Source organism: Terrabacter aeriphilus (assembly GCF_039542985.1).
Taxonomy (GTDB): Bacteria; Actinomycetota; Actinomycetes; order Actinomycetales; family Dermatophilaceae; genus Terrabacter; species Terrabacter aeriphilus.
In genome coordinates this window covers 80,160-100,031 of sequence record NZ_BAABIW010000020.1, presented here as the reverse complement: position 1 = coordinate 100,031, position 19,872 = coordinate 80,160, and the positions used below count along the sequence as shown (strand labels likewise).

At 73.7% G+C, this 19,872-nt stretch carries 20 protein-coding genes, 1 tRNA gene and 1 riboswitch; of the genes, 4 read left to right on the top strand and 17 right to left on the bottom strand.

Going from position 1 to position 19,872, the window contains the following annotated elements; translation table 11 throughout:
• Positions 1–24: 24 nt before the first annotated feature.
• The 3 genes from ABD979_RS15920 to ABD979_RS15910 all read right to left on the bottom strand — a co-directional run bounded on the left by ABD979_RS15920 (position 25) and on the right by ABD979_RS15910 (position 2,009).
• Entirely contained in the window at positions 25–1,263 is a 1,239-nt protein-coding gene (locus tag ABD979_RS15920; protein ID WP_345508482.1) for a hypothetical protein, read from the bottom strand.
• Between the two features lie 81 nt (positions 1,264–1,344).
• On the bottom strand, positions 1,345–1,695 hold the full coding sequence (locus ABD979_RS15915; protein WP_345508615.1) for a DMT family transporter: 351 nt from the start codon (positions 1,693–1,695) through the stop codon (positions 1,345–1,347).
• Positions 1,695–2,009 (bottom strand): DMT family transporter, encoded by a 315-nt coding sequence (locus ABD979_RS15910; RefSeq protein WP_345508481.1) that lies wholly within the window; start codon positions 2,007–2,009, stop codon positions 1,695–1,697. Before ABD979_RS15910 ends, ABD979_RS15915 begins: the two co-directional genes overlap by 1 nt.
• 10 nt (positions 2,010–2,019) lie before the next feature.
• Positions 2,020–2,085: riboswitch (guanidine-III (ykkC-III) riboswitch) on the bottom strand.
• A 106-nt stretch (positions 2,086–2,191) separates the two neighbouring features.
• Between ABD979_RS15910 and ABD979_RS15905 the strand changes: the two genes are divergently transcribed.
• Both ABD979_RS15905 and ABD979_RS15900 read left to right on the top strand, forming a co-directional pair.
• Positions 2,192–4,549 (top strand): CHAT domain-containing protein, encoded by a 2,358-nt coding sequence (locus ABD979_RS15905; RefSeq protein ID WP_345508480.1) that lies wholly within the window; start codon positions 2,192–2,194, stop codon positions 4,547–4,549.
• A gap of 4 nt (positions 4,550–4,553) precedes the next feature.
• Positions 4,554–6,518, top strand: a complete 1,965-nt coding sequence (locus ABD979_RS15900) for a caspase family protein (protein ID WP_345508479.1) — start codon at positions 4,554–4,556, stop codon at positions 6,516–6,518.
• Positions 6,519–6,572: 54 nt separating this feature from the next.
• On the opposite strand, the gene ABD979_RS15895 is transcribed toward ABD979_RS15900, so the two are convergent.
• From ABD979_RS15895 to ABD979_RS15870, 6 genes are all read right to left on the bottom strand, one after another.
• Positions 6,573–6,648: transfer RNA gene (locus ABD979_RS15895), tRNA-Ala, on the bottom strand.
• An 83-nt stretch (positions 6,649–6,731) separates the two neighbouring features.
• Positions 6,732–7,382, bottom strand: coding sequence for a histidine phosphatase family protein (locus ABD979_RS15890; RefSeq protein WP_345508478.1), 651 nt, complete (start codon positions 7,380–7,382; stop codon positions 6,732–6,734).
• The gene (rsfS, locus tag ABD979_RS15885; RefSeq protein ID WP_345508477.1) at positions 7,379–7,804 is read right to left on the bottom strand and encodes a ribosome silencing factor; all 426 of its coding nucleotides are present in this window, start codon (positions 7,802–7,804) and stop codon (positions 7,379–7,381) included. The genes ABD979_RS15890 and rsfS overlap by 4 nt, the downstream gene beginning before the upstream one ends.
• Positions 7,801–8,454 (bottom strand): nicotinate-nucleotide adenylyltransferase, encoded by a 654-nt coding sequence (nadD, locus tag ABD979_RS15880; RefSeq protein WP_425583999.1) that lies wholly within the window; start codon positions 8,452–8,454, stop codon positions 7,801–7,803. The genes rsfS and nadD overlap by 4 nt, the downstream gene beginning before the upstream one ends.
• Before the next feature lie 17 nt (positions 8,455–8,471).
• Positions 8,472–8,693 (bottom strand): hypothetical protein, encoded by a 222-nt coding sequence (locus tag ABD979_RS15875; protein ID WP_345508475.1) that lies wholly within the window; start codon positions 8,691–8,693, stop codon positions 8,472–8,474.
• A 9-nt stretch (positions 8,694–8,702) separates the two neighbouring features.
• Entirely contained in the window at positions 8,703–9,305 is a 603-nt protein-coding gene (locus tag ABD979_RS15870; RefSeq protein WP_345508474.1) for a DUF402 domain-containing protein, read from the bottom strand.
• A gap of 89 nt (positions 9,306–9,394) precedes the next feature.
• On the opposite strand from ABD979_RS15870, the gene ABD979_RS15865 reads away from it, so the two are divergent.
• Positions 9,395–10,468: a glycosyltransferase family 2 protein gene (locus tag ABD979_RS15865; protein WP_345508473.1), complete on the top strand. Its 1,074-nt coding sequence runs from the start codon at positions 9,395–9,397 to the stop codon at positions 10,466–10,468.
• On the opposite strand, the gene ABD979_RS15860 is transcribed toward ABD979_RS15865, so the two are convergent.
• Positions 10,453–11,148, bottom strand: coding sequence for a class I SAM-dependent methyltransferase (locus ABD979_RS15860; RefSeq protein ID WP_345508472.1), 696 nt, complete (start codon positions 11,146–11,148; stop codon positions 10,453–10,455). The two genes, ABD979_RS15865 and ABD979_RS15860, sit on opposite strands and share 16 nt — an antisense overlap.
• 45 nt (positions 11,149–11,193) lie before the next feature.
• On the bottom strand, positions 11,194–12,477 hold the full coding sequence (locus tag ABD979_RS15855) for a glutamate-5-semialdehyde dehydrogenase (protein WP_345508471.1): 1,284 nt from the start codon (positions 12,475–12,477) through the stop codon (positions 11,194–11,196).
• A 105-nt stretch (positions 12,478–12,582) separates the two neighbouring features.
• Between ABD979_RS15855 and proB the strand changes: the two genes are divergently transcribed.
• Positions 12,583–13,695 carry a glutamate 5-kinase gene (proB, locus tag ABD979_RS15850; protein ID WP_345508470.1) on the top strand — a complete coding sequence of 371 codons (1,113 nt, stop codon included), beginning with the start codon at positions 12,583–12,585 and terminating at the stop codon, positions 13,693–13,695.
• A 67-nt stretch (positions 13,696–13,762) separates the two neighbouring features.
• On the opposite strand, the gene ABD979_RS15845 is transcribed toward proB, so the two are convergent.
• From ABD979_RS15845 to ABD979_RS15820, 6 genes are all read right to left on the bottom strand, one after another.
• Positions 13,763–15,412 carry a solute symporter family protein gene (locus ABD979_RS15845; protein WP_345508469.1) on the bottom strand — a complete coding sequence of 550 codons (1,650 nt, stop codon included), beginning with the start codon at positions 15,410–15,412 and terminating at the stop codon, positions 13,763–13,765.
• Positions 15,409–15,696 carry a DUF485 domain-containing protein gene (locus tag ABD979_RS15840; RefSeq protein WP_425583998.1) on the bottom strand — a complete coding sequence of 96 codons (288 nt, stop codon included), beginning with the start codon at positions 15,694–15,696 and terminating at the stop codon, positions 15,409–15,411. The genes ABD979_RS15845 and ABD979_RS15840 overlap by 4 nt, the downstream gene beginning before the upstream one ends.
• 187 nt (positions 15,697–15,883) lie before the next feature.
• Positions 15,884–17,455, bottom strand: a complete 1,572-nt coding sequence (locus ABD979_RS15835; protein WP_345508467.1) for a sodium/solute symporter — start codon at positions 17,453–17,455, stop codon at positions 15,884–15,886.
• A 3-nt stretch (positions 17,456–17,458) separates the two neighbouring features.
• Positions 17,459–17,881, bottom strand: coding sequence for a hypothetical protein (locus ABD979_RS15830; protein WP_345508466.1), 423 nt, complete (start codon positions 17,879–17,881; stop codon positions 17,459–17,461).
• The gene (locus tag ABD979_RS15825; RefSeq protein WP_345508465.1) at positions 17,878–18,681 is read right to left on the bottom strand and encodes a LytR/AlgR family response regulator transcription factor; all 804 of its coding nucleotides are present in this window, start codon (positions 18,679–18,681) and stop codon (positions 17,878–17,880) included. The genes ABD979_RS15830 and ABD979_RS15825 overlap by 4 nt, the downstream gene beginning before the upstream one ends.
• Entirely contained in the window at positions 18,678–19,802 is a 1,125-nt protein-coding gene (locus tag ABD979_RS15820) for a sensor histidine kinase (RefSeq protein WP_345508464.1), read from the bottom strand. Before ABD979_RS15820 ends, ABD979_RS15825 begins: the two co-directional genes overlap by 4 nt.
• Positions 19,803–19,872 lie beyond the last annotated feature (70 nt).

Below are 19,872 nucleotides of genomic sequence, written 5' to 3'. Positions count from 1 at the left end.
CAGCGTCCGGCGGGGCCGTGCGGCTCAGGCGTCGGGGGCGACGAAGCCGGGCAGGGCCGCCTCGAACTGCCGGTCGAGGGTGAGCGAGGGCAGGACGTGGCCCTGCTTCTGGGCGTCGGCGGCGACGCCCGATCCCCACGCCGAGGCGCGGAGGCGCTGGTTCGGGGTGCCGTGGTGGCCCGGGTTGGTGAAGGCGCAGTCGCCGACCTGGTAGAACGACTGCTCCGCCTCGAGCACGCGCCGGGTGTTGAGGGCGAGCCCCCGCTTGTGCGTCACGAAGTAGGTGCCGAACGCGTCGGCCATGAGCTCGGTGCGTCGGGTGGCCTCGGGGCCCGTGAGCGGCGAGTCGAAGAGCGACCGGTCGTACTGCACGTGGTGCGCGTACTCGTGGCCGAGGACCGCGCGCGGGCCGACGTCGCCCACCCCGATCGCGCCGAGCGCCTGGAGGATGCCGTCGCCGAAGACGAGCTTGTCGGGCAGCGCGGAGATGACCGGGTCGGTCTCGCCGACACCGCTGAAGGCGAAGGCGTTGAGGGTGAAGATCGGGTTGCCGCCACCGGCGAGACCGGGGTCGGACGAGACGACGTCCACGACGAGGTCGGCGACCTCTGCGGCGTCGGCTTGCGAGACGCCGTAGAGCACCGCGACGAGGCGGGTCAGCCGCGCCCGGTCGAGCATCAGGTCGCCGTGCATGGCCATCAGCTGGATGTTCGACCCGTCGGTGTCCCAGAACTTCTGCGCGGCCCGGAACGAGCTCGTCAGCTCGTTCCTCGACGCCTTGGTCAGGGCGTAGGCGGGGTCGCCGGACGTGCCGAACAGCAGCGCGTCGTACGTCGGGAAGTCGAGGCCGCCGACGAGCGACAGGATGAAGAGGCTCGACGGGTCGATGCCGGCGAGCGCCGAGTCGACGAACGCGTCGAGCTTCGTCGGGGCGCACTGGTACTGCGAACCGTCGATGGCCCGGCCGAGGGCCTCGCGGGGCGCCGAGGCCTCGACGCCGAAGCGCGAGAGGGCGGCCGCCTCCCGGGCGCGCCAGTCCGCAGGGAGGTGCGCGCGCAGGGCGGCGACGCGAGCCGCGGCACGCGGGTCGTTCGTCGTGCCCGTCGCGAGGTCGTAGCGGTAGCCGGACGCGGTGAGGGCCGAGCCCGCGGCCGACGCGCTCGCCGGGGAGGGGGACGGGGCGGCGGTGGCGGCGGCCGCACCCGCGGTGGAGAGGGCCAGCGAGGCGACGAGGGCGATCGACCAGGGGGCGGTCCTACGCACGAAGAGCTCCTTGCGTTCGGCCCGGGACCCGGTGCCCCGAGCGACGCGCTCATTGTGCGTGCCCACGGCGCCCGACGCGCGTCAGAACGCGCGGGAATCTCCCGCTTCGTCCGTGGGGTGCCCGACGACCTTGAGCCCGATGACGGCGCCGACGATCCCGGCGAGCAGGGCCACCTTGACGACCGAGAACGCCTCGCCGCCCGTCGTCATCGCCCACGTCACCGTCAGCGCGGCCCCGAGACCGGTCCACACGGCATACGCGGTGCCGATGGGGATCGTCCGAACGGCGTGGGCGAGCCCGACCATGCTGAGCGCGCCCGCCACGAGGAAGAGGACGGCCGGGCCCGGCCGCGAGAGTCCCTCGGACGCGGCGAGCGCCGAGGCCCAGACCGCCTCGAGGACGGCGCTGGCGAGCAGCACGAGCCACGGCATCACGCCACCGCCTTGAGGCCGGCCACGCAGCCGACGAGGACGACGAGCAGCACGGCGCGGGCGGCGCCGAGCCGCTCCTGCCCGCGGGCGACGGCCAGCAGCACGGTGCCGACGGCCCCGATGCCGACCCACACGGCATACGCCGTCCCGGTCGGGAGCGCGGTCATGGCCCAGGCGAGCCCGACCATGCTCAGCACGAGCGCGGCGGCGAAGAGGGCGGTCGGCCGGGGGCGGCGGAAGCCGTCCGACGCGGCGAGGGCGGTGGCCCAGACGGCCTCCAGGGCGCCCGAGACGATGAGGACGAGCCAGTGCACGGCGATTCCGATCTGGCCGTCTTGTCGCTGGGCGGGTACGGCTCCCTCGTCCGCGAACGCGCTCGGCGCGCTCGTCCCCGAGGATACCGGTCTCCCGCCCGGGGGCGAAACGTCGTATCAGGCCGGCCCGGCCGGCGTACTGTCTTTCGCAGGCTCGCTCCTTTCACGGACAGAGGACCGCCATGAGCCGTGACTATCTCGACTTCGACGTCGCCGTCACCCCCGAGGGGCAGGGGTATGCCGCCCGCGTCCTCGCCTCGCCGGCCGGCGAGGCGTCGGCACCCTTCACGCTGCCGTTCACGGCGACCGACCTCGCGGCCTTCCTCGTCGCCGTGGGTCCACCGCGCGTCTCCTCGAGGCGGCTGGCCCCGGCGGAGGCCCGCGTCGTCGACGTCAAGGAGTACGGCCGGCGGCTGGGCGAGGCGCTGCTCTCGGGTGACGTGGGGCGCGCCTTCCGCGACAGCCTGGCGGCGGCGTCGGGATCCGACCACGACCTGCGGCTGCGGCTGCGGCTCGACCTGGTGCCCGACCTCGACGCGGTGCCGTGGGAGTACCTCTACGACACCGGGCTCGGACGCTTCATCACCCTCTCGCAGGAGACGCCCGTCGTGCGCCTGCTCGACGCCCTCGAGCGGCCGCCGGTCGTCGCCGTCGACGCGCCGCTGCGGGTGCTCGTCATGATCTCGAGCCCCTCCGACATGCCGGCGCTCGCCGTCGACCGCGAGGAGCAGCTGCTCCGCGCGACGACCGGCGACCTCGTCCAGAGCGGCCAGGTCGAGCTCACCGTGCTCGAGGACGCGACGCTGGGCGGCCTGCAGCGGGCGCTGCTCGACGACTTCCACGTCTTCCACTTCATCGGCCACGGCGGCTTCGACGCGCAGGCCCAGGAGGGCGTGCTCGTGCTCGAGCGCGCGGACGGCACCGCCCACCGGGTCTCGGGCGCCCGCCTCGGGACCCTGCTGCACGACGCCCGCCTCCTGCAGCTCGCCGTGCTCAACGCCTGCGAGGGGGCCCGCACGTCGGGCAGCGACGCCTTCTCCGGGGTCGCCCAGGCGCTGGTGCGCCAGGGGCTGCCGGCCGTCGTCGCGATGCAGACCGAGATCTCCGACCGCGCGGCGCTCGTCTTCAGCCACGAGTTCTACTACTTCCTGACGCGCGGCCTCGGCATCGACGCCGCGATGTGCGAGGTTCGCAAGGCGATGGCCGTCTCCGACGAGGCGTCCGAGTGGGGCACGGCCGTGCTGCTGCGCTCCGGCACCGAGCAGCCGTTCAGCTTCACGGGCGCCCCGGTCGCCACGGGCGACCCGCGCGAGGGGGCCGACTCCCGCGTCGAGTCGCTCTATGCCGCGGCGCGGGTGGCGCTCGAGGCGAACGCCACGGAGACCGCGCTGCCGCTGCTCGAGCAGGTCGCGGCGGAGCACCCCGACTACCAGGACGTGACCGCGCTGCTCGACCGCGTGCGGCCGGTCGAACCGACGACGGACCGGCCGATGGCCCTCGCGCCCGCGCCGGCCGACACCACGGCGACCCGGCCCGAGGTGGTCACCGAGCCGGCCACCGAGCCGGTCACGGAGGCGGAGACCGAGCCGGCGGAGCCCGCGCCCGCTCCCCCGGGATCCCCGAGTCCGCCGGTGTCCCCGAGTCCCCCGGAACGCCTGACTCCCCCGGCCCCCCGGAGGGGACCGCGACCGAAGCCGCGGGGTGTGCACCTCGGGCGCTGGTTGCGGCTCGGGCTGCTCGTCGTGCTCGTCGTCGGCGGCTACGCCGCGTGGCGGGTGCTGCCCTCGCTCCTGCAGAAGGCGGACCCGCTCGTGGCCGCGGCCTGCGGCAGCAGCTCGACCGACCCGGGCGCGACGACCTTCACGGTCGGCTGCGCGCCCGTCGCGCCCGTCGTCGACGGCTCCTTCGACGACTGGCGCTCGGTGCCCGAGCACGACGCCGACGCCGCCGTCTTCGGCGCCGCGAGTCGCCGCGCGGGGCTGACGGCGACGTGGCAGGCGCTGTGGGACCACGACGCGTTCTACCTGCACGCCGTCGTCGACGACCCGCTCGTCACGCCCGTGCAAGGCGCGCCCGCCTCGTGGTGGAACGGCGACGCCGTCTCCTTCGAGATCGGACCGGACCCGCGGGCGCTGTCCCGCACGGCCGCGCTGCGCCCCGGGCGGGACCTCCACGTCATCCTCGCCGTGAGCGCCGACTCCGACCGGCGCGCCGCCGCCGACGTCAACGTCGTGGGACGCAACAGCGCGGGTCGCCTCGTCTTCGCGACGGGCTCCGCCCGCCCGGGCATCTCCGTGGTGGCCCGGGCCCGCGACACGGGCTACGAGCTCGAGGCCCGGGTGCCCTGGGCCGAGCTGGGGCGCAGCGTGGCGCCGCAGCGCGGCGAGGTGCTCGGCCTCAACGTCAACGTGAGCGACGCGACCGGCACCGGACCCGACTGGCGGCTGCGCACCATGCTGAGCAGCAACCCGCAGCGCACGGGTGCCAACCAGAACGCACCGGCGCGCTGGCAGACGGCCGCCCTGACCGACGCAGGGTGACCGCGTGACCACCCGCCTGCACGCCCTCCTCGTCGGCATCGACGCCTACCCGGCCCCCGTCCCCGCCCTCTCCGGCTGCGTCAACGACGTCATGGCCTTCGCCGGGGTGCTGCGCGAGCGCGTCGGCGCGGAGGCGCTCGAGCTCGTCGTGCTCACGGATGCCGCGGCCACCCGCGAGGCGGTCACCGCCGCCCTCACCGACCACCTCGGCCGGGCGGGCGCCGACGACGTGGCGCTCTTCTACTGGAGCGGGCACGGCTCGCAGCAGGACACCCCACCCGAGCTGTGGACCCTCGAGCCGGACCACCGCGACGAGACCCTCGTCTGCGTCGACAGCCGCTCGCCCGGCAGCTGGGACCTCGCCGACAAGGAGCTCGCCACCCTCCTCGCGGGTGTCTCCGCCTCGGGGTGCCACACCGTCGTCGTCCTCGACTGCTGCCACTCGGGCGACGGCACCCGCGACGCCGACGACACCGTGCGCCTCGCACCGCCCGACCCGCGCCGGCGCCCCGCCTCGAGCTTCGTCGGGACGGCGCCCGGCACGGCGAGCCGCGCCGTCAGCCGGTGGACCCCGACCGGCCGGCACGTGCTGCTCGCGGCCTGCCGCTCGTCCGAGACGGCCAAGGAGGTCACCGTCGGCGGGCGCCGCCGGGGCGCCCTGTCGGCCGCGCTCGAGGCGGCCCTCACCGACGCCGGGGGGCACCCGTCCTACCGCGACGTGCTGCGCATGGTCACGGCCGACGTCGCCGCGCGCGTGGCCGAGCAGCACCCCCAGGTCGAGACGACCGACGCCACCGAGCTCGACCGGCCCTTCCTCGGCGGCGCCCTGCCCACGACGCCCCGTCCGCTCACCCTGAGCCACCTGCCCGACGGCTGGTGCATCGACTCGGGCGCGGTGCACGGGGTGCCGGCCCCCGTCGGCGACGAGACGACCGAGCTCGCCGTCTACCCGCTGACCGGCGAGACGTCGGGGTCACCCCTCGCGACCGCGGCCGTGACGCAGGTGCTGCCCGACCGCAGCCTCGTGCGCCTCACCCCGGAGCTCGACGAGTCCTTCGTCTACCGGGCCGTCGTCACCTCGATCCCGCTCCGCCCGCTCCTCGTGGGCGTCGTGGGCGAGGACGCGTCGGCCGCAGCCCTGCGCGAGGCCGCGTCCGAGGCCGACGAGGGCCTCGTGGGCCTCGTCGAGGAGGGTGGCGCCCACGACGCCGACCTCGTCGTCGAGGCCACCGCCGACGGTTTCGTCATCACCCGTCCGGGCGTCACGCGACCGCTCGTGCCCGTCGTCGGGGGTCCGGCGCGCGAGGAGCGCACCATCCGCGCGCTCGAGCAGGTCGCGCGGTGGCTGCGCCTGTCGGCCCTGACCAACCCCGGCACCCACCTCCCGGCCGACGCGGTCCACGTCGAGGTCGAGGCGGGTGCCGCTCCCGTCGGGGCCGGTGGCACCCTCACGCTGACGTATGCCGGCAGCGACGCCCCGCGCTTCACCGTGCACCTGGCGAACACGACCGCCACGCCGCTCTGGGCGGCCCTTCTCGACCTCACCGAGACCTACGGCATCTTGACCGACGCGTTCCCCGCCGGGTCCATCGCGCTCGGGCCCGGCGAGTCGACGGCGGTCGACCTCGTCGGCCAGGTCGACGACACCCTGTGGGCGGCCGGCACCGTGTCGGTGCGCGACCAGCTCATGGTCGTCACGAGCACGCTCGAGTTCGACCCCCGCTCGCTCGAGCAGGACGAGCTCGACGTCGGCGCACCACCGGCGCCCCGCCGCCCAGACGGGCCCACCCGCGGTGCGGTGGCTGCCGACGGCGCGGGTGCAGGAGGCGGCGGCACCGCTGCGCGGACGAGCCTCGACCGCGTGCTCGGCGGTGTGACGACGCGCCGCCTCGGCCCGACGCCGAACCGGGCGGCCGTCGCCGACTGGCGCACCGACTCCGTCTTCGTCGTCACCTCACGGCCCCGCTGACGCCGGCTCGGCCGGAACGCGCGAAGGGCCGGACGCGTCGTCCGGCCCTTCGTCTGGTGGAGCTGAGGGGACTCGAACCCCTGACCCCCTGCATGCCATGCAGGTGCGCTACCAGCTGCGCCACAGCCCCGTACGGGATGCCGCTCCGTGAAGCGACTGCGTAACCATAGCGGGTGTGCGCCCCGGAGCCAAAATCGGGGGCGGCCTTTCGGGTCAGACGTTCCAGGGCCCGAGGTTCCAGCCGGCGATGCGCCAGCGGGTGACCTCGGAGAAGCTCTTCGACGACTCGACGAGCTCGATCCAGTGGCAGTTGCCGAGGCCGCGGAAGACGGCGTCCGACACGTCCTGGTCGAGCCCGACGAGGGCACTCGCGGCCACGCGGGCCGACACGCCGTGGGCCACGACGACGGCGGTCTCACCGGGCAGCAGCTCGCGGGCGAGCTCGCGCAGGGCCGTCCCGGCCCGGTCGGCGACCTGCGCCCGGGTCTCCCCCGTGACGCCTCGCGGGGCGTCCTCGCCCCGGTCGAGGGCGGCGACCACGTCCGGGTAGCGCTCGCGCACCTCGTCCGCGTGCAGGCCCTGCCACTCGCCGACGTGCACCTCGCGCAGCCGCGGGTCGAGGCGCACCTCGACCCCGGTCAGCTCCGCGATGGCGTCCGCGGTCGACGCCGCCCGCTGCAGGTCGCTCGAGGCGATGAGGGCGGGGGCGTATGCCGCGAGGTGCGGCGCCGCGGCGCGCACCTGCTCCCGGCCGCGCTCGGAGAGCTCGGTGTCCTTGTGCCCCTGCCAGACGCGGGCCGCGTTGTCGACGGTCTCCGCGTGGCGCACGAGGACGATGCGCCGCGGGCCCGGTCCGGCGCTCACGCCTCGTCGGCCTCGACGACCTCGTCGGCCTCGTCGGCCTCGGCGCCCTGTCGCGGCAGGGCCTTGACCGCGCTGAGGTCGACCTCGGGGCAGTCCTTCCAGAGTCGCTCGAGGGCGTAGTACTCGCGCTCCTCCTCGTGCTGGACGTGCACGATGATGTCGCCGAAGTCGATGAGGACCCAGCGTCCCTCGCGCTCGCCCTCGCGGCGGATCGGCTTGCTGCCGAGCTCACGGAGGCGGTCCTCCACCTCGTCGACGATGGCGCCGACCTGGCGCTCGGACGGCGCCGACGCGATGACGAAGACGTCGGTCAGCGGCATCTGGTCGCTGACGTCGATGGCCAGCACCTTCTCGGCGAGCTTCTCCTCCGCGGCGAGGCCGGCGGCCTTGGCGAGCTGGAGGGAATGGTGTGCTGCGGTCACAGGTCTCCTTGGGGCGCGAACGCCCCGGTTGCGCCCACGGGCTCGGCCGCGTGGGGTCTCGGGTGCACCGGGGGGAGTTCCCCCCGGGGATCGGCGTAGAGCCGGTACTTGTTGATGAACTGCACGACACCGTCCGGCACGAGGTACCAGACCGGCTGGCCGCCCCCGACGCGCGCGCGGCAGTCGGTCGAGCTGATCGCCATGGCCGGCACCTCCTGCAGGGTGACACGGTGCTCGGGCAGGCCCTTGTCGGAGAGCTCGTGCCCGGGCCGGGTCACCCCGACGAAGTGCGCGAGCTCGAAGAGCAGCTCGGCGTCCTTCCACGAGAGGATCTCGGCGAGGGCGTCGGCGCCGGTGATGAAGAAGAGCTCGTCGTCGGGCCGTTCGGCGTGGATGTCACGCAGGGTGTCGATCGTGTACGTCGGCCCGGGGCGGTCGATGTCGACCCGGCTGACGGTGAAGCGGGGGTTGCTGGCCGTCGCGATGACGGTCATGAGGTAGCGGTCCTCGGCGGGCGAGACGTGCCGGTCGGCCTTCTGCCAGGGCTCGCCGGTGGGCACGAAGACGACCTCGTCGAGGTCGAACCGGGACTGGACCTCGCTCGCGGCCACGAGGTGGCCGTGGTGGATCGGGTCGAACGTCCCGCCCATGACGCCGAGGCGCATGCTCAGTGGTGCGCCTCGTCGGTCCCGCTCGACGTGCCGTGCGCGGCCTGGCCACCGGGGCGCGGGGCCTGCACCTTGTAGGCGGTGTTGCGGAAGCTCCACGTGACGCCGAGCGCCACGACGAAGAGCGCGAAGGTGATGAGGAAGTAGGCGATCACCGGCATCGGAAGCTCGCGGGCGGCTTCCTCCCCCTCGGTGACGAGTGCGAGGACACGATCAGACATGGCGCCAGCCTAGCGCCCGCACGGCCCTCCCGACGCAGCGCGTCGCAGCCAGGCGTGACCCACGGTGCCGAACGGCTCGTCGCCGGCGGCCACGGCCGCCAGGACGACGTCACGCCACCGCTCGGCGAGCTCGACCACCTCCGCCGGGTAGCCCAGCTCCACCCGGTGCTGGTCGAACTCGTCCTCGTCGTCGACGAAGAGGTGCCCGTCGCGGGTCAGCACGACGTCGAGGTCGAGGTCGACCATGGTGACCTCCCACTCGGGGCCGCCGGTGGCCTCGCGCCGCCGCCAGACCGGCTCGGTCGTCATGTCGACGTAGACGCTGATCTCGCGGTGGCCCGGGTAGAAGCCCGCGACGTACGCCCCCTCGTGCGGCGCGAGCGAGACCCAGCCGCTCGGCTCGACGAACTCCACGCCGGGGCGTGCGCAGCGGGTGCCGGCCGGCGCGAACCACCAGTGGCCGTGCTCGTCGGACCCGAGGTAGTGGCCGTCCCACTCCCAGTGGCGGCCCCCGCCCCACTTCGTGAAGCGCCCCGCGACCGGGGTGCCGGGCTCGAACCCACCCGGCGGCATACCGGATCGGAGGGGCGGCTCTGCGGGCACACGGGTCACCACCGGCACGCTACCCGCGGCGCGGGCGGTACAGGGCCCGCACAGCGAGGCGACAGGCGCAGCCCATCGACGGCCGTACCCTAGAACGCATGGTTCCCGAGCTGTCCGTGGTCATCCCGATGTACAACGAGGAGGAGGTGCTCCCCCTCCTCGTCGAGCGCCTGCGGCCCCTCCTCGACGGGATGGGCACCAGCTACGAGGTCGTCGCCGTCGACGACGGCAGCCGCGACCTCACCGCCGCGCTCCTGCAGCGCTACCACCGCGAGTGGCCCGCCCTGCGCGTCGTGCGCCTGCGCGCGAACGCCGGGCACCAGGCCGCGATCTCCGCCGGCCTCGTCAGCGCCCTCGGCGACTACGTCGTCACCATCGACGCCGACCTGCAGGACCCGCCCGAGATCATCCCCCGGATGCTGGCCGCCGCCCGCGACGACGGGGTCGACGTCGTCTACGGCGTGCGCAACGACCGCTCGACCGACACGTGGTTCAAGCGGGTCTCCGCGCAGGCGTTCTACAAGCTCATCGGCCTGATGTCCCAGACCCCCGCGCACGCCGACGCCGGCGACTACCGCCTCATGTCACGGGCCACCGTCGACGCGATCAACAGCCTCCCCGAGCACAACCGCGTGCTGCGCTTCATCGTCCCCGCCCTCAACTTCCCGTCCGACACGGTCGAGTACAAGCGCGAGGAGCGCGCTGCGGGCGACTCGAAGTACCCGCTCCTGAAGATGGTCAAGCTCTCGCTCGACTCGCTGACCGGCTTCTCCACGGCGCCCCTGCGGCTCGCGACGTTCGCCGGCTTCGGTGGCGCGGTGCTCGCCGTGCTGCTCGTGCTCTACACGCTCATCTCCCGCTCGCAGGGCCACACCGTCGCCGGCTGGACCTCGACCGTGGCCATCGTCGCGGGCGTCGGCGCCGTGCAGCTCGTCTGCGTCGGCATCCTCGGTGAGTACATCGGGCGGATGTACGGCCACATGCAGGGCCGGCCGACCTACTTCATCGCGTACGACTCGATGACGGCCGACAGCGGCGCGCACGGCCCGACCGACACGCCGCTCCCGGCGCAGCCGAACGGCGCCGCGATCCGCACGGCGCCGGGTGCGACCGAGCCGGTCGCCGAGCCGGGGCACGCCCCCGAGCCGCAGCCCTCTCAGCTGCGCGGCTGAGCGCGCACGAGCAGGCTGACGCCGGGCAGCGACCCGACCGGCAGGTAGCGCTCGGCGGTGATGATGGTGCGCAGGCCGAGGTTGACGACGGGGTGCAGGTCCTCGAGGTCCGAGCCCGAGCTCGTGCGTCGGCGCATCGCGACGACCGGCCGGAGCAGCACGTTCCACGACCGCACGTCGCGCACCTCGAAGCCGCCCCGGTCGAGCAGGTCGAGCAGCCCCTCGCGGGTGTAGCGGCGCACGTGGTCGACCGCCTCGTCGTGGCTCGACCACAGCTTCGGGTCGGCCGGCACCGCGACGAGGTAGGTGCCCGTCGGCTTGAGCACGCGCCGCACCTCCGCGACGGCGGCGTCGTCGTCGTGCAGGTGCTCGAGCAGGTCGAAGGCGACGACGAGGTCGAGGCTCGCGTCGGCGAGCGGGAGGCGGGTCGCGTCGCCGCGCAGGGTGGCGAGGCCGCGCCCGTGCGCCACCTCGGCGCCGTCGGCGCCGTACTCGAGCGCCACCGCCTGCCAGCCGTGGTCACGCAGCACGCGGGTGTTGCCGCCGCCTGCCGCACCGATGTCGATGGCGCGCCCCGGCACGAGGCCCGTGATCGCCTTGGCCAGGAGGTGGCGCCGCTCGCGGTACCACCAGTGGTCGTCCTCGAGCTCAGCGAGCTTGCGGACCTCGGTGCCTTCCATGGAGGCACATCATGCCATCGCCCCCGCGCAGGTGCGGGAGGCTGGTCAGCGCGTGTGGCCGTCGCCCTCGACGATCCACTTCGTCGTCGTCAGCTCGGGCAGCGCCATCGGCCCGCGCGCGTGCAGCTTCTGCGTCGAGATGCCGATCTCGGCGCCGAAGCCGAACTCCCCTCCGTCGGTGAAGCGGGTGCTCGCGTTGACCATGACGGCGGCCGCGTCGACCTCCGCCGTGAAGCGTCTGGCCGCCGCGCGGTCCTCCGTCACGATCGCCTCGGTGTGCCCGGTGCCGAAGCGCCGGATGCGCTCCATGGCCTCGTCGATGCCGTCGACCACGGCGACGCTCATCTCCAGCCCGTGCCACTCCGTGCCGAAGTCGGCCTCGCTCGCGAGGGCGTATGCCGCCCCGGCCGCGTCGGCGTGCTCGGTCACCTCGGGTGCCACGTGCAGTCGCACCCCCGCGCCCGCGAGGTCGGTGAGCGTCTTGGGCAGGAAGTCGGACGCGACGTCGCGGTGCACGAGGAGCGACTCCGCCGCGTTGCACACGCTCGGCCGGTGCGTCTTCGCGTTGAGCGTGATGGCGCGGGCCTTGTCGAGGTCGGCGGCCCGGTCGACGTAGACGTGGCAGACCCCGACACCGGTCTCGATGACGGGCACGGTCGACTCGCGCACGACCGTCTCGATGAGGTCGGCTCCCCCGCGCGGGATCACCAGGTCGACGTAGCCGCGCGCCGTCATCAGCGCACGCGCCGCGTCGCGCCCGCCCTCCTCGAGCAGCGTGATCGCATCGGCCGGGAGTCCTTGCGCTGCAAGCGAACCGCGCATCGCCTCGACGAGCGCGTGGTTGCTGCTGGCCGCCGCCGAACCGCCGCGCAGGAGCACGGCGTTGCCCGACTTGAGGGCGAGGCCGGCCGCGTCGACGGTGACGTTGGGGCGGGCCTCGTAGATCATCCCGATGACCCCCATCGGCACGCGCACCTGGCGGATCTGCAGGCCGTTCGCGAGGGTCCCGCCACGCACGATCTCCCCCACCGGGTCGGGCAGCGCGGCCACGTCGCGCAGGGCCTGGGCGACCGCGGCGACGCGCGCCTCGTCGAGGCGCAGCCGGTCCTGCAGGCTCTCGCTCATGCCCGTCGCCCGGCCGCGCTCGAGGTCCTCGGCGTTGGCGGGGACGACGGTGGCCGTGGCCGCCTCGACGGCGTCGGCCAGCTGGAGCAGCGCCGCGTCCTTCTCGGCGCGCGAGAGGAGGGCGAGGCGGCGCGAGGCCACGCGAGCCCGCTCGGCGAGGGCGGTGACGTGCTCGACGACGGCGGGGTCGATCGTCTGTGACATGGCTCCAGCGTAGGTCGTCGGGCCGCCCGAGCCGCACGCGTTCCCGGCTGCTGGACGGGCTGGACGGGTCTGCGAGGGGCCGCGCGCGTCACTAGGGTTCGGGGTGTGTCGCCCCACTCGGTTCTGCGCAACGCCCGTCGGCTCGTCGTCAAGGTCGGCTCCAGCTCGCTGACGGGCCCGGACGGCGGCCTCGACCCGGCCCGGCTCACGGCCCTCGTCGAGGCCCTCGCCGGCCGGCAGCTCGGCGGCGCGCAGATCGTCCTCGTCAGCTCCGGTGCCATCGCGGCCGGCATCCATCCGCTCGGGCTCACCACGCGCCCCCGCGACCTCGCGACCCAGCAGGCCGCCGCCTCCGTCGGGCAGGGCGCGCTGCTCGCCGCCTACACCCGGGCCTTCGACGCCCACGACATCACCGTCGGCCAGGTGCTCCTCACCGCCGACGACGTGACCCGGCGCACCCACTACGCGAACGCCCGGCGCACGCTCGAGCGCCTCCTCGACCTCGGGGTGCTGCCGGTCGTCAACGAGAACGACACGGTCGCGACGAGCGAGATCCGTTTCGGCGACAACGACCGACTCGCCGCCCTCGTCGCGCACCTCATCGACGCCGACGCGCTCGTGCTGCTCTCCGACGTCGACGCCCTCTACGACGGACCGCCGAGCCGGCCCGGCGCGAGGCGGATCCCGATCGTGCGCGGCCCCCACGACCTCGTCGGCGTCGAGATCGGCGGCAGCGGCTCGAAGGTCGGCACCGGCGGCATGACGACGAAGATCGAGGCGGCGCGCATCGCCACGGCCGCCGGCGTGGTGACGACCGTGACGGCCGCCGACCTCGTCGTGCAGGTGCTGGCCGGTGAGGACGTCGGCACCGTCTTCCTGCCGATCGGCGTGCGCGGCCGGTCGCGCCGGCTGTGGCTCGAGCACGCCACGACGGCGCGCGGCCGGCTCGTCGTCGACGAGGGCGCGGTCACGGCGCTCGTCGTGCGCAAGAAGTCGCTGCTGCCCGCCGGCATCATTGCCGTCGAGGGCAGCTTCCACGACGGCGACCCCGTCGACGTCTGCGGGCCGGACGGCACGCCGGTCGCCCGCGGCCTCGTCAACTACAGCTCGACCGAGCTGCCGGCCCTGCTCGGCCGCTCGACGAAGGAGCTGGCCCGCGACCTGGGGCCGGAGTACGAGCGCGAGGTCATCCACCGCGACGACCTCGTCGTGCTCTGAGACGGCCGGACGGCCACGCCCCCGAGGGAGCGTGGCCGTCCGGACCCCTGGTCCGCGCGGGACGAGGTCAGTGCGTGCTGGCGCCCTCGGCTCCGTGGCCGGTGAGCGAGCGCACCTCCATCTCCGCGTACTTCGCCGCGTTGTACTCCTTGCTCGTGACCGTGCCGAGCCAGCCGAGCAGGAAGCCGAGCGGGATCGAGATGATGCCCGGGTTGTCGAGCGGGAACCAGTGGAAGTCGACCCCCTGCAGCATCGACGGGCTCTTCTTCGTCACCGGGTCGACGGCCTTGCCCGACACCACGGGGCTGAAGACGATGAGCGTGATGGCGCTGACCAGGCCGCCGTAGATGCTCCACAGCGCCCCGCGGGTGTTGAACCGCTTCCAGAAGAGCGAGTAGAGGATCGTCGGCAGGTTCGCGCTCGCCGCGACGGCGAACGCGAGGGCCACGAGGAAGGCGATGTTCTGGCCGAGGGCGAAGATGCCGCCGACGATGGCGACCGCGCCGAGGACGAGGGCCGAGATCCGCGCGACCTTGACCTCCTCCTCCGGCGTGGCCGTGCCCTTCTTGACGACGGTGTTGTAGATGTCGTGCGAGAGCGAGGCGCTCGCCGTGATCGTCAGCCCAGCGACGACCGCGAGGATCGTCGCGAAGGCGACCGCCGAGATGATGCCGAGGAGGATCTCGCCGCCGAGCTCGAACGCGAGCAGCGGTGCGGCCGAGTTGACGCCGCCCGGCGCGGCCTTGATGGCGGCCGAGCCGACGAGGTCGGCGGCACCGAAGCCGAGCACGAGGGTGAAGAGGTAGAAGATGCCGATGAGCCAGATGGCCCAGACGACCGAGCGCCGGGCCTCGCGCGAGGTGGGCACCGTGTAGAAGCGCATGAGCACGTGCGGCAGGCCCGCCGTGCCGAGCACGAGCGCCATCGACAGCGAGATGAAGTCGATGGGGTTCTTGTACTGCAGCCCCGGCTGCATGAGGTCCTTGCCGCCCGCGGACTGCGACGCGGTCGTGGCGTCACCGAGGAGCGTCGAGAGGTTGAGCCCGAACTTGCCGAGCACCCAGAGCGTCATGACGCCGGCACCGATGATGAGCAGCACGGCCTTGATGATCTGCACCCACGTCGTGCCCTTCATGCCGCCGTAGATGACGTAGAAGATCATGATGACGCCGACGACGACGATGACCAGGCGCTGCCCGAGCGCCCCGTCGATGCCGAGGAGCAGCGCGACGAGGCCACCGGCGCCGGCCATCTGGGCCAGCAGGTAGAAGAACGAGACGACGAGCGTCGAGGTGGCCGCGGCGATGCGCACGGGCCGCTGCCGCAGCCGGAAGCTGAGGACGTCGGCCATCGTGTACTTGCCGACGTTGCGGAGCAGCTCGGCGACGAGGAGCAGGGCGACGAGCCAGGCGACGAGGAAGCCGATGGAGTAGAGGAACCCGTCGTAGCCGTTGATGGCGATGGCCCCGGCGATGCCGAGGAACGAGGCGGCCGAGAGGTAGTCGCCGGCGATGGCGATGCCGTTCTGGCGGCCGGTGAAGGCGCGCCCGCCGGCGTAGTACTCGGCCGCACTGCGGTTGTTGCGCGAGGCCCGGATGACGATCGCCAGCGTGACGACCACGAAGAGGGCGAAGATGCCGATGTTGATGGCCGGGTTGCCGACCGTCGTCGCCGCGGGCGCGAACGCGGGGGCGGCGAGCAGGGCGGCGGCGCTCACGAGCCGGCTCCCATCTTGCGGGCCAGGGCCTCGGCCTCGGGGTCGAAGACGCGGTCGGCCCACCGGGCGTAGACCATCGTGATGGTGAACGTCGACACGAACTGGAGCAGCCCGAGGATCAGGCCCCACGTGACGTTGCCGAGGACGCGGGTGCCCATGAAGTCCTTGGCGAACACGGACAGCAGGACGTAGAGGAAGTACCACGCGAGGAACAGCGCGGTGAGGGGGAAGACGAATCGCCTGAACTTGCTTCTCAGCTGGGCGAACTCGTCGGAGTTCTGCATGGCGACGTTGAGGTCGTCCTCCACGCGCTCTGGAGCTTCTTTGCTCACTGGGCCACCTCCGGGGCGGTTGGTCGTGCTGGTCTCCGGTGACTGCGGTGACTGCAAAGGTAGGAGCCCGGTCGCGCGGGCGGCAGGCCGACGCGACCCGACGTCGCCGAGTGGCGCCGACGGCTCGCCGTGCGCGGCCTCAGCTGCGACGAGCGGTCGACCGAGCGCGACGAGCGGTCGACCGGGGCGCCCGCTCCGGGTGGAACGACCCACGGTTGAGGCTGAGGTGCTCCGGGGCGTGCAGCCGCACCATCGTCTGCGCGACGTGCTCGGGCGTGCGCGAGCGGGTCGCGAGCGAGGCGAGCACCATCGTGACGAACGCCAGCGGCACGCTGACGGCCGCCGGCTGCGTCAGCACGACCCCGACCCAGCCGTGCGTGGCGATGCCGAACGTCGTCGACACGACGGCGCCCATGGAGAGCCCGCCACCGACGACGAGGCCGGCGATGGCTCCCGGCGCCGTGAGCCCGCGCCACCAGATGCCGAGCACGAGCATCGGGCAGAACGTCGATGCCGCCACGGCGAAGGTCAGCTCGACCGCGTGCGCGACCGGCACGCCGGCGGAGGCCACCGTGAGCGCGACCGAGACGGCGACGGCGATGACGGTCGAGAGCCGGAAGGCACGGATGCCCTGCCGGTGGCCCGTGCCGGTGCGCACGAGGTCCTGGCTCAGCACCCCGGCCACCGAGACGACGAGGCCGGTCGACGTCGAGAGGAAGGCGGCGAACGCGCCGGCCGCGAGCAGCGCCGTCAGGCCCTCCGCGAGCGGCCCGTCGAAGAGCCGGCTCGGCAGCTCCAGCACGACCGAGTCGGCACGTCCGGCCGCGACGAGGTCGGGCGCATAGAGGCGACCGAGCACCCCGTAGAGGACGGGCAGCAGGTAGAAGCCCGAGAGCAGCACGAGCACGGCGAGGGTCGTGCGGCGCGAGGCCCGGCCGTCGCGGTTGGTGTAGAAGCGCACGACGACGTGGGGCAGCCCCATCGTGCCGAGGAAGGTGGCCAGCACGAGCGAGTACGTGAGGTAGAGCGCGTGCTCGCCCTGCAGCGGCTCGACCCACGCGGAGACGTCGACGGCCCCGACGTCGGGGTTGCGGCTGCGCGAGCCGGCGGCGCCGAGGACGAAGAAGAGCGGCGTCAGCAGGGCGAGCAGCTTGAGCCAGTAGTGGAACGCCTGCACGAGCGTCACGCTGCGCATGCCGCCGGGCAGGACGTTGAGGCAGACGACGATCGCCACCGCGAACTGCCCGACCCACGACGGCGCACCCGTCAGCGTGCGCAGCGTGAGCCCGGCGCCCTGGAACTGCGGGATGAGGTAGAGCAGCCCGATGGCGACGACGAGCAGGCTGGACAGGCGTCGCGCCAGCACCGACTCGAGGCGCAGCTGCGCGAAGTCCGGCAGCGTGTAGGCGCCCGACCGGCGCAGCGGCGCCGCGACGAAGGCGAGGAGCAGCAGGTAGCCCGCCGTCCACCCGACGGGCAGCCACAGCATGTCGACGCCACGCGCGAGCACGAGACCCGCGACGCCGAGGAACGAAGCGGCAGAGAGGTACTCGCCGCTGATGGCAGACGCGTTGAGCACCGGGCTCACGCCCCGCGAGGCGACGTAGAAGTCGCTCATCGTCCGTGACAACCGCAGCCCGAAGGCGCCCACCGCGAGCGACGCGACGGAGACGAGCACGACGGCGACGATGCTCGCAGCGTTGTCGACCACCGGTCAGCGCCCGTCGAGCAGGTCGCTGAACGCGTCCTCGTTGCGCTCCGCGTGGCGCACGTAGTACCAGCCGAGACCGATGATCTCCGCGAAGGCCACGACCGTGAGCAGCAGCCACGGCAGCGGGATGCCGACGACGTCGAGCCGGCCGATCTCGGGCACGAGGTGGAAGAGCAGCGGCAGCAGGCCCAGGGTGAGGGCGAGCACGACGAGCACGACGAGGGCGAGGCGCAGCTGGCTGCGCATGAGCGAGGAGATGTAGACCTCGCCGAGGCGGGTCTGCTCGTCGATCTCGGAGGCGATCGAGACCGACCGGGTGCTCGCGGCCGACGCGCGTGGGCTCGTCACCCGCACCCGCACGCGCGTGCCGTCGCGCGTGCCGTCGTGCGTGCCGTCGTGCGTGCCGTCGTGGGTGCCCTCGCTCACGACCCGGCCCGTCCGAGCGGCTGGGCGCGGCGCACGAGCAGGTCGCGCAGGGCGCGGGTGTGGCGCCGGCTGACGACGAGCTCGTGCCCGCCGACGACGACGGTCGTGCGGGCACCCTCCGTGCGCCACTCGGTGATGTGGCCGAGCGCCACGAGGGAGGACCGGTGGATGCGCACGAAGCCGGCCTCCCGCCACTGGTCGGCGAGGGTCGTGAGCGGCACCCGCACGAGGTGGCTCTCGGTGGCGGTGTGCAGCCGCGCGTAGTCACCCTGGGCCTCGACGAAGAGCACGTCCGAGCGGGCCACGAGCCGGCTCACCCCGGCGAGCTCGACGACGATGCTCTCGTCGGCCGGCCCGCTGGCCTCGCCCGCGGTCTCCCGGCCGTGGATCTGGCGCACGACCCGACGCACGGCCTGGTCGAGGCGCTCGTCGCGCACCGGCTTCAGCACGTAGTCGACGACGTTGAGCTCGAAGGCGTCGACGGCGTGCTCCTCGTGCGCCGTGACGAAGACGACGGGCGGCTGGGTGCTGAAGCGCGAGAGCACCCGCGCGAGGTCGAGCCCGCTGAGGCCCGGCATCTGCACGTCCATGAAGATCGCGTCGACGGCCTCCTCGTGCAGCACCCGCAGCGCGGCCTCGCCCGAGCCGGCCGGCACCACCTGCCCGACGCACTCGTGGCGCCCGAGCATCCACACGAGCTCGTCGAGCGCGGGAGCCTCGTCGTCGACGGCGAGCACGCGCAGGGCCGGTGCCGCGGCCGCCGCCTCCCCCACCTCGGCGCCGTGGGGCTGCCCGCTCACACGTGCACCCCCGGCCGGAACTTGGGCAGCCGCACGACGACCTTCGTGCCGGCGCCGGGCGCGGTCTCGACCACGAGGCCGTGGTCGTCGCCGAAGGCCGCGCGCAGCCGTTCGTCGACGTTCGCGAGGCCCACGGAGTCGCTGCCGGGGTCGCCGGCGAGCACGCGGCGCACCCGCTCGGGGTCCTCCCCCACGCCGTTGTCCTCGATGGTGACGACGCACTCGTGGTCGGCGTCCTGGGCGAGGATGCTGATCTCGCCGTCGCCCGCGCGCCCCTCGAGGCCGTGGCGCACCGCGTTCTCGACGAGGGGCTGCAGGCAGAGGAACGGCACGACGACGGGCAGCACCTCCGGGGCCACCCGCAGGGTCACCGTCAGCCGGTCGCCGAAGCGCGCCTTCTCGATGACGAGGTAGGCCTCGATGGAGCGCAGCTCCTCGGCGAGCGTCGTGAACTCGCCGTGCCGGCGGAAGGAGTAGCGGGTGAACTCCGCGAGGTCGAGGAGCAGCTCGCGCGCCCGCTCCGGGTCGGTGCGGGTGAACGAGGCGATCGCGGTCAGCGAGTTGTAGATGAAGTGCGGGCTGATCTGCGCGCGCAGGGCGCGCACCTCCGCCACCATGAGCCGGGTGCGCGAGGCGTCGAGCTCGGCGAGCTCGAGCTGCCCCGAGACCCACCGGGCCACCTCGTTCGTCGCGCGGACGAGGCCGGCCGAGGCCTGCCCGGTGAAGACCTGCAGGGTGCCGACGACCTTCTCGTCGACGTCGAGCGGCGCGACGATGGCCTGCCGCACGACGCACGCCGCCTCGTCGCACGCGACGTCAGGCCCGTCGACGACCGTCGTGCGGCCGTGCGCGAGGGTGCCGGCCGAGATGACGGCCGGCTGGCCCGCGTGGTGCGACCGTCCACCGTCCCACGCGAGCAGCCCGCCCGTGTCGGTCATCGCGACCGCCGGCGCCCCGAGGAGCGCGCGCAGGTGCTTGAGCGAGCGCTCGGCCGCCGTCGGCGTCAGCCCCATGCGCAACGGGGGCGAGGCGAGCAGGGCCGTGTGGAGGGTGCGGTAGGTGGCCCGGTCGGCCTGCGTGCCCAGCTGTCCCCGGCGCAGCATCGCGCCCCACGAGCTCATGGCGACACTGTATGCGGTCCGCCGCGCCGGGTGCCCCCGTCAGGAGGTCCCGTCGCGCAGTCCCCGTCGA

Coding starts and splice junctions, on each gene's coding strand:
- ABD979_RS15915 (WP_345508615.1), bottom strand. CDS start 1,695: ATGCCGTGGCTCGTGCTGCTCGCCAGCGCCGTCCTCGAGGCGGTCTGG.
- ABD979_RS15905 (WP_345508480.1), top strand. CDS start 2,192: ATGAGCCGTGACTATCTCGACTTCGACGTCGCCGTCACCCCCGAGGGG.
- nadD (WP_425583999.1), bottom strand. CDS start 8,454: ATGGGCGGGACGTTCGACCCGATCCACCACGGCCACCTCGTGGCCGCG.
- ABD979_RS15875 (WP_345508475.1), bottom strand. CDS start 8,693: ATGTCTGATCGTGTCCTCGCACTCGTCACCGAGGGGGAGGAAGCCGCC.
- ABD979_RS15865 (WP_345508473.1), top strand. CDS start 9,395: ATGGTTCCCGAGCTGTCCGTGGTCATCCCGATGTACAACGAGGAGGAG.
- ABD979_RS15860 (WP_345508472.1), bottom strand. CDS start 11,148: ATGGAAGGCACCGAGGTCCGCAAGCTCGCTGAGCTCGAGGACGACCAC.
- ABD979_RS15855 (WP_345508471.1), bottom strand. CDS start 12,477: ATGTCACAGACGATCGACCCCGCCGTCGTCGAGCACGTCACCGCCCTC.
- ABD979_RS15840 (WP_425583998.1), bottom strand. CDS start 15,696: ATGCAGAACTCCGACGAGTTCGCCCAGCTGAGAAGCAAGTTCAGGCGA.
- ABD979_RS15820 (WP_345508464.1), bottom strand. CDS start 19,802: ATGAGCTCGTGGGGCGCGATGCTGCGCCGGGGACAGCTGGGCACGCAG.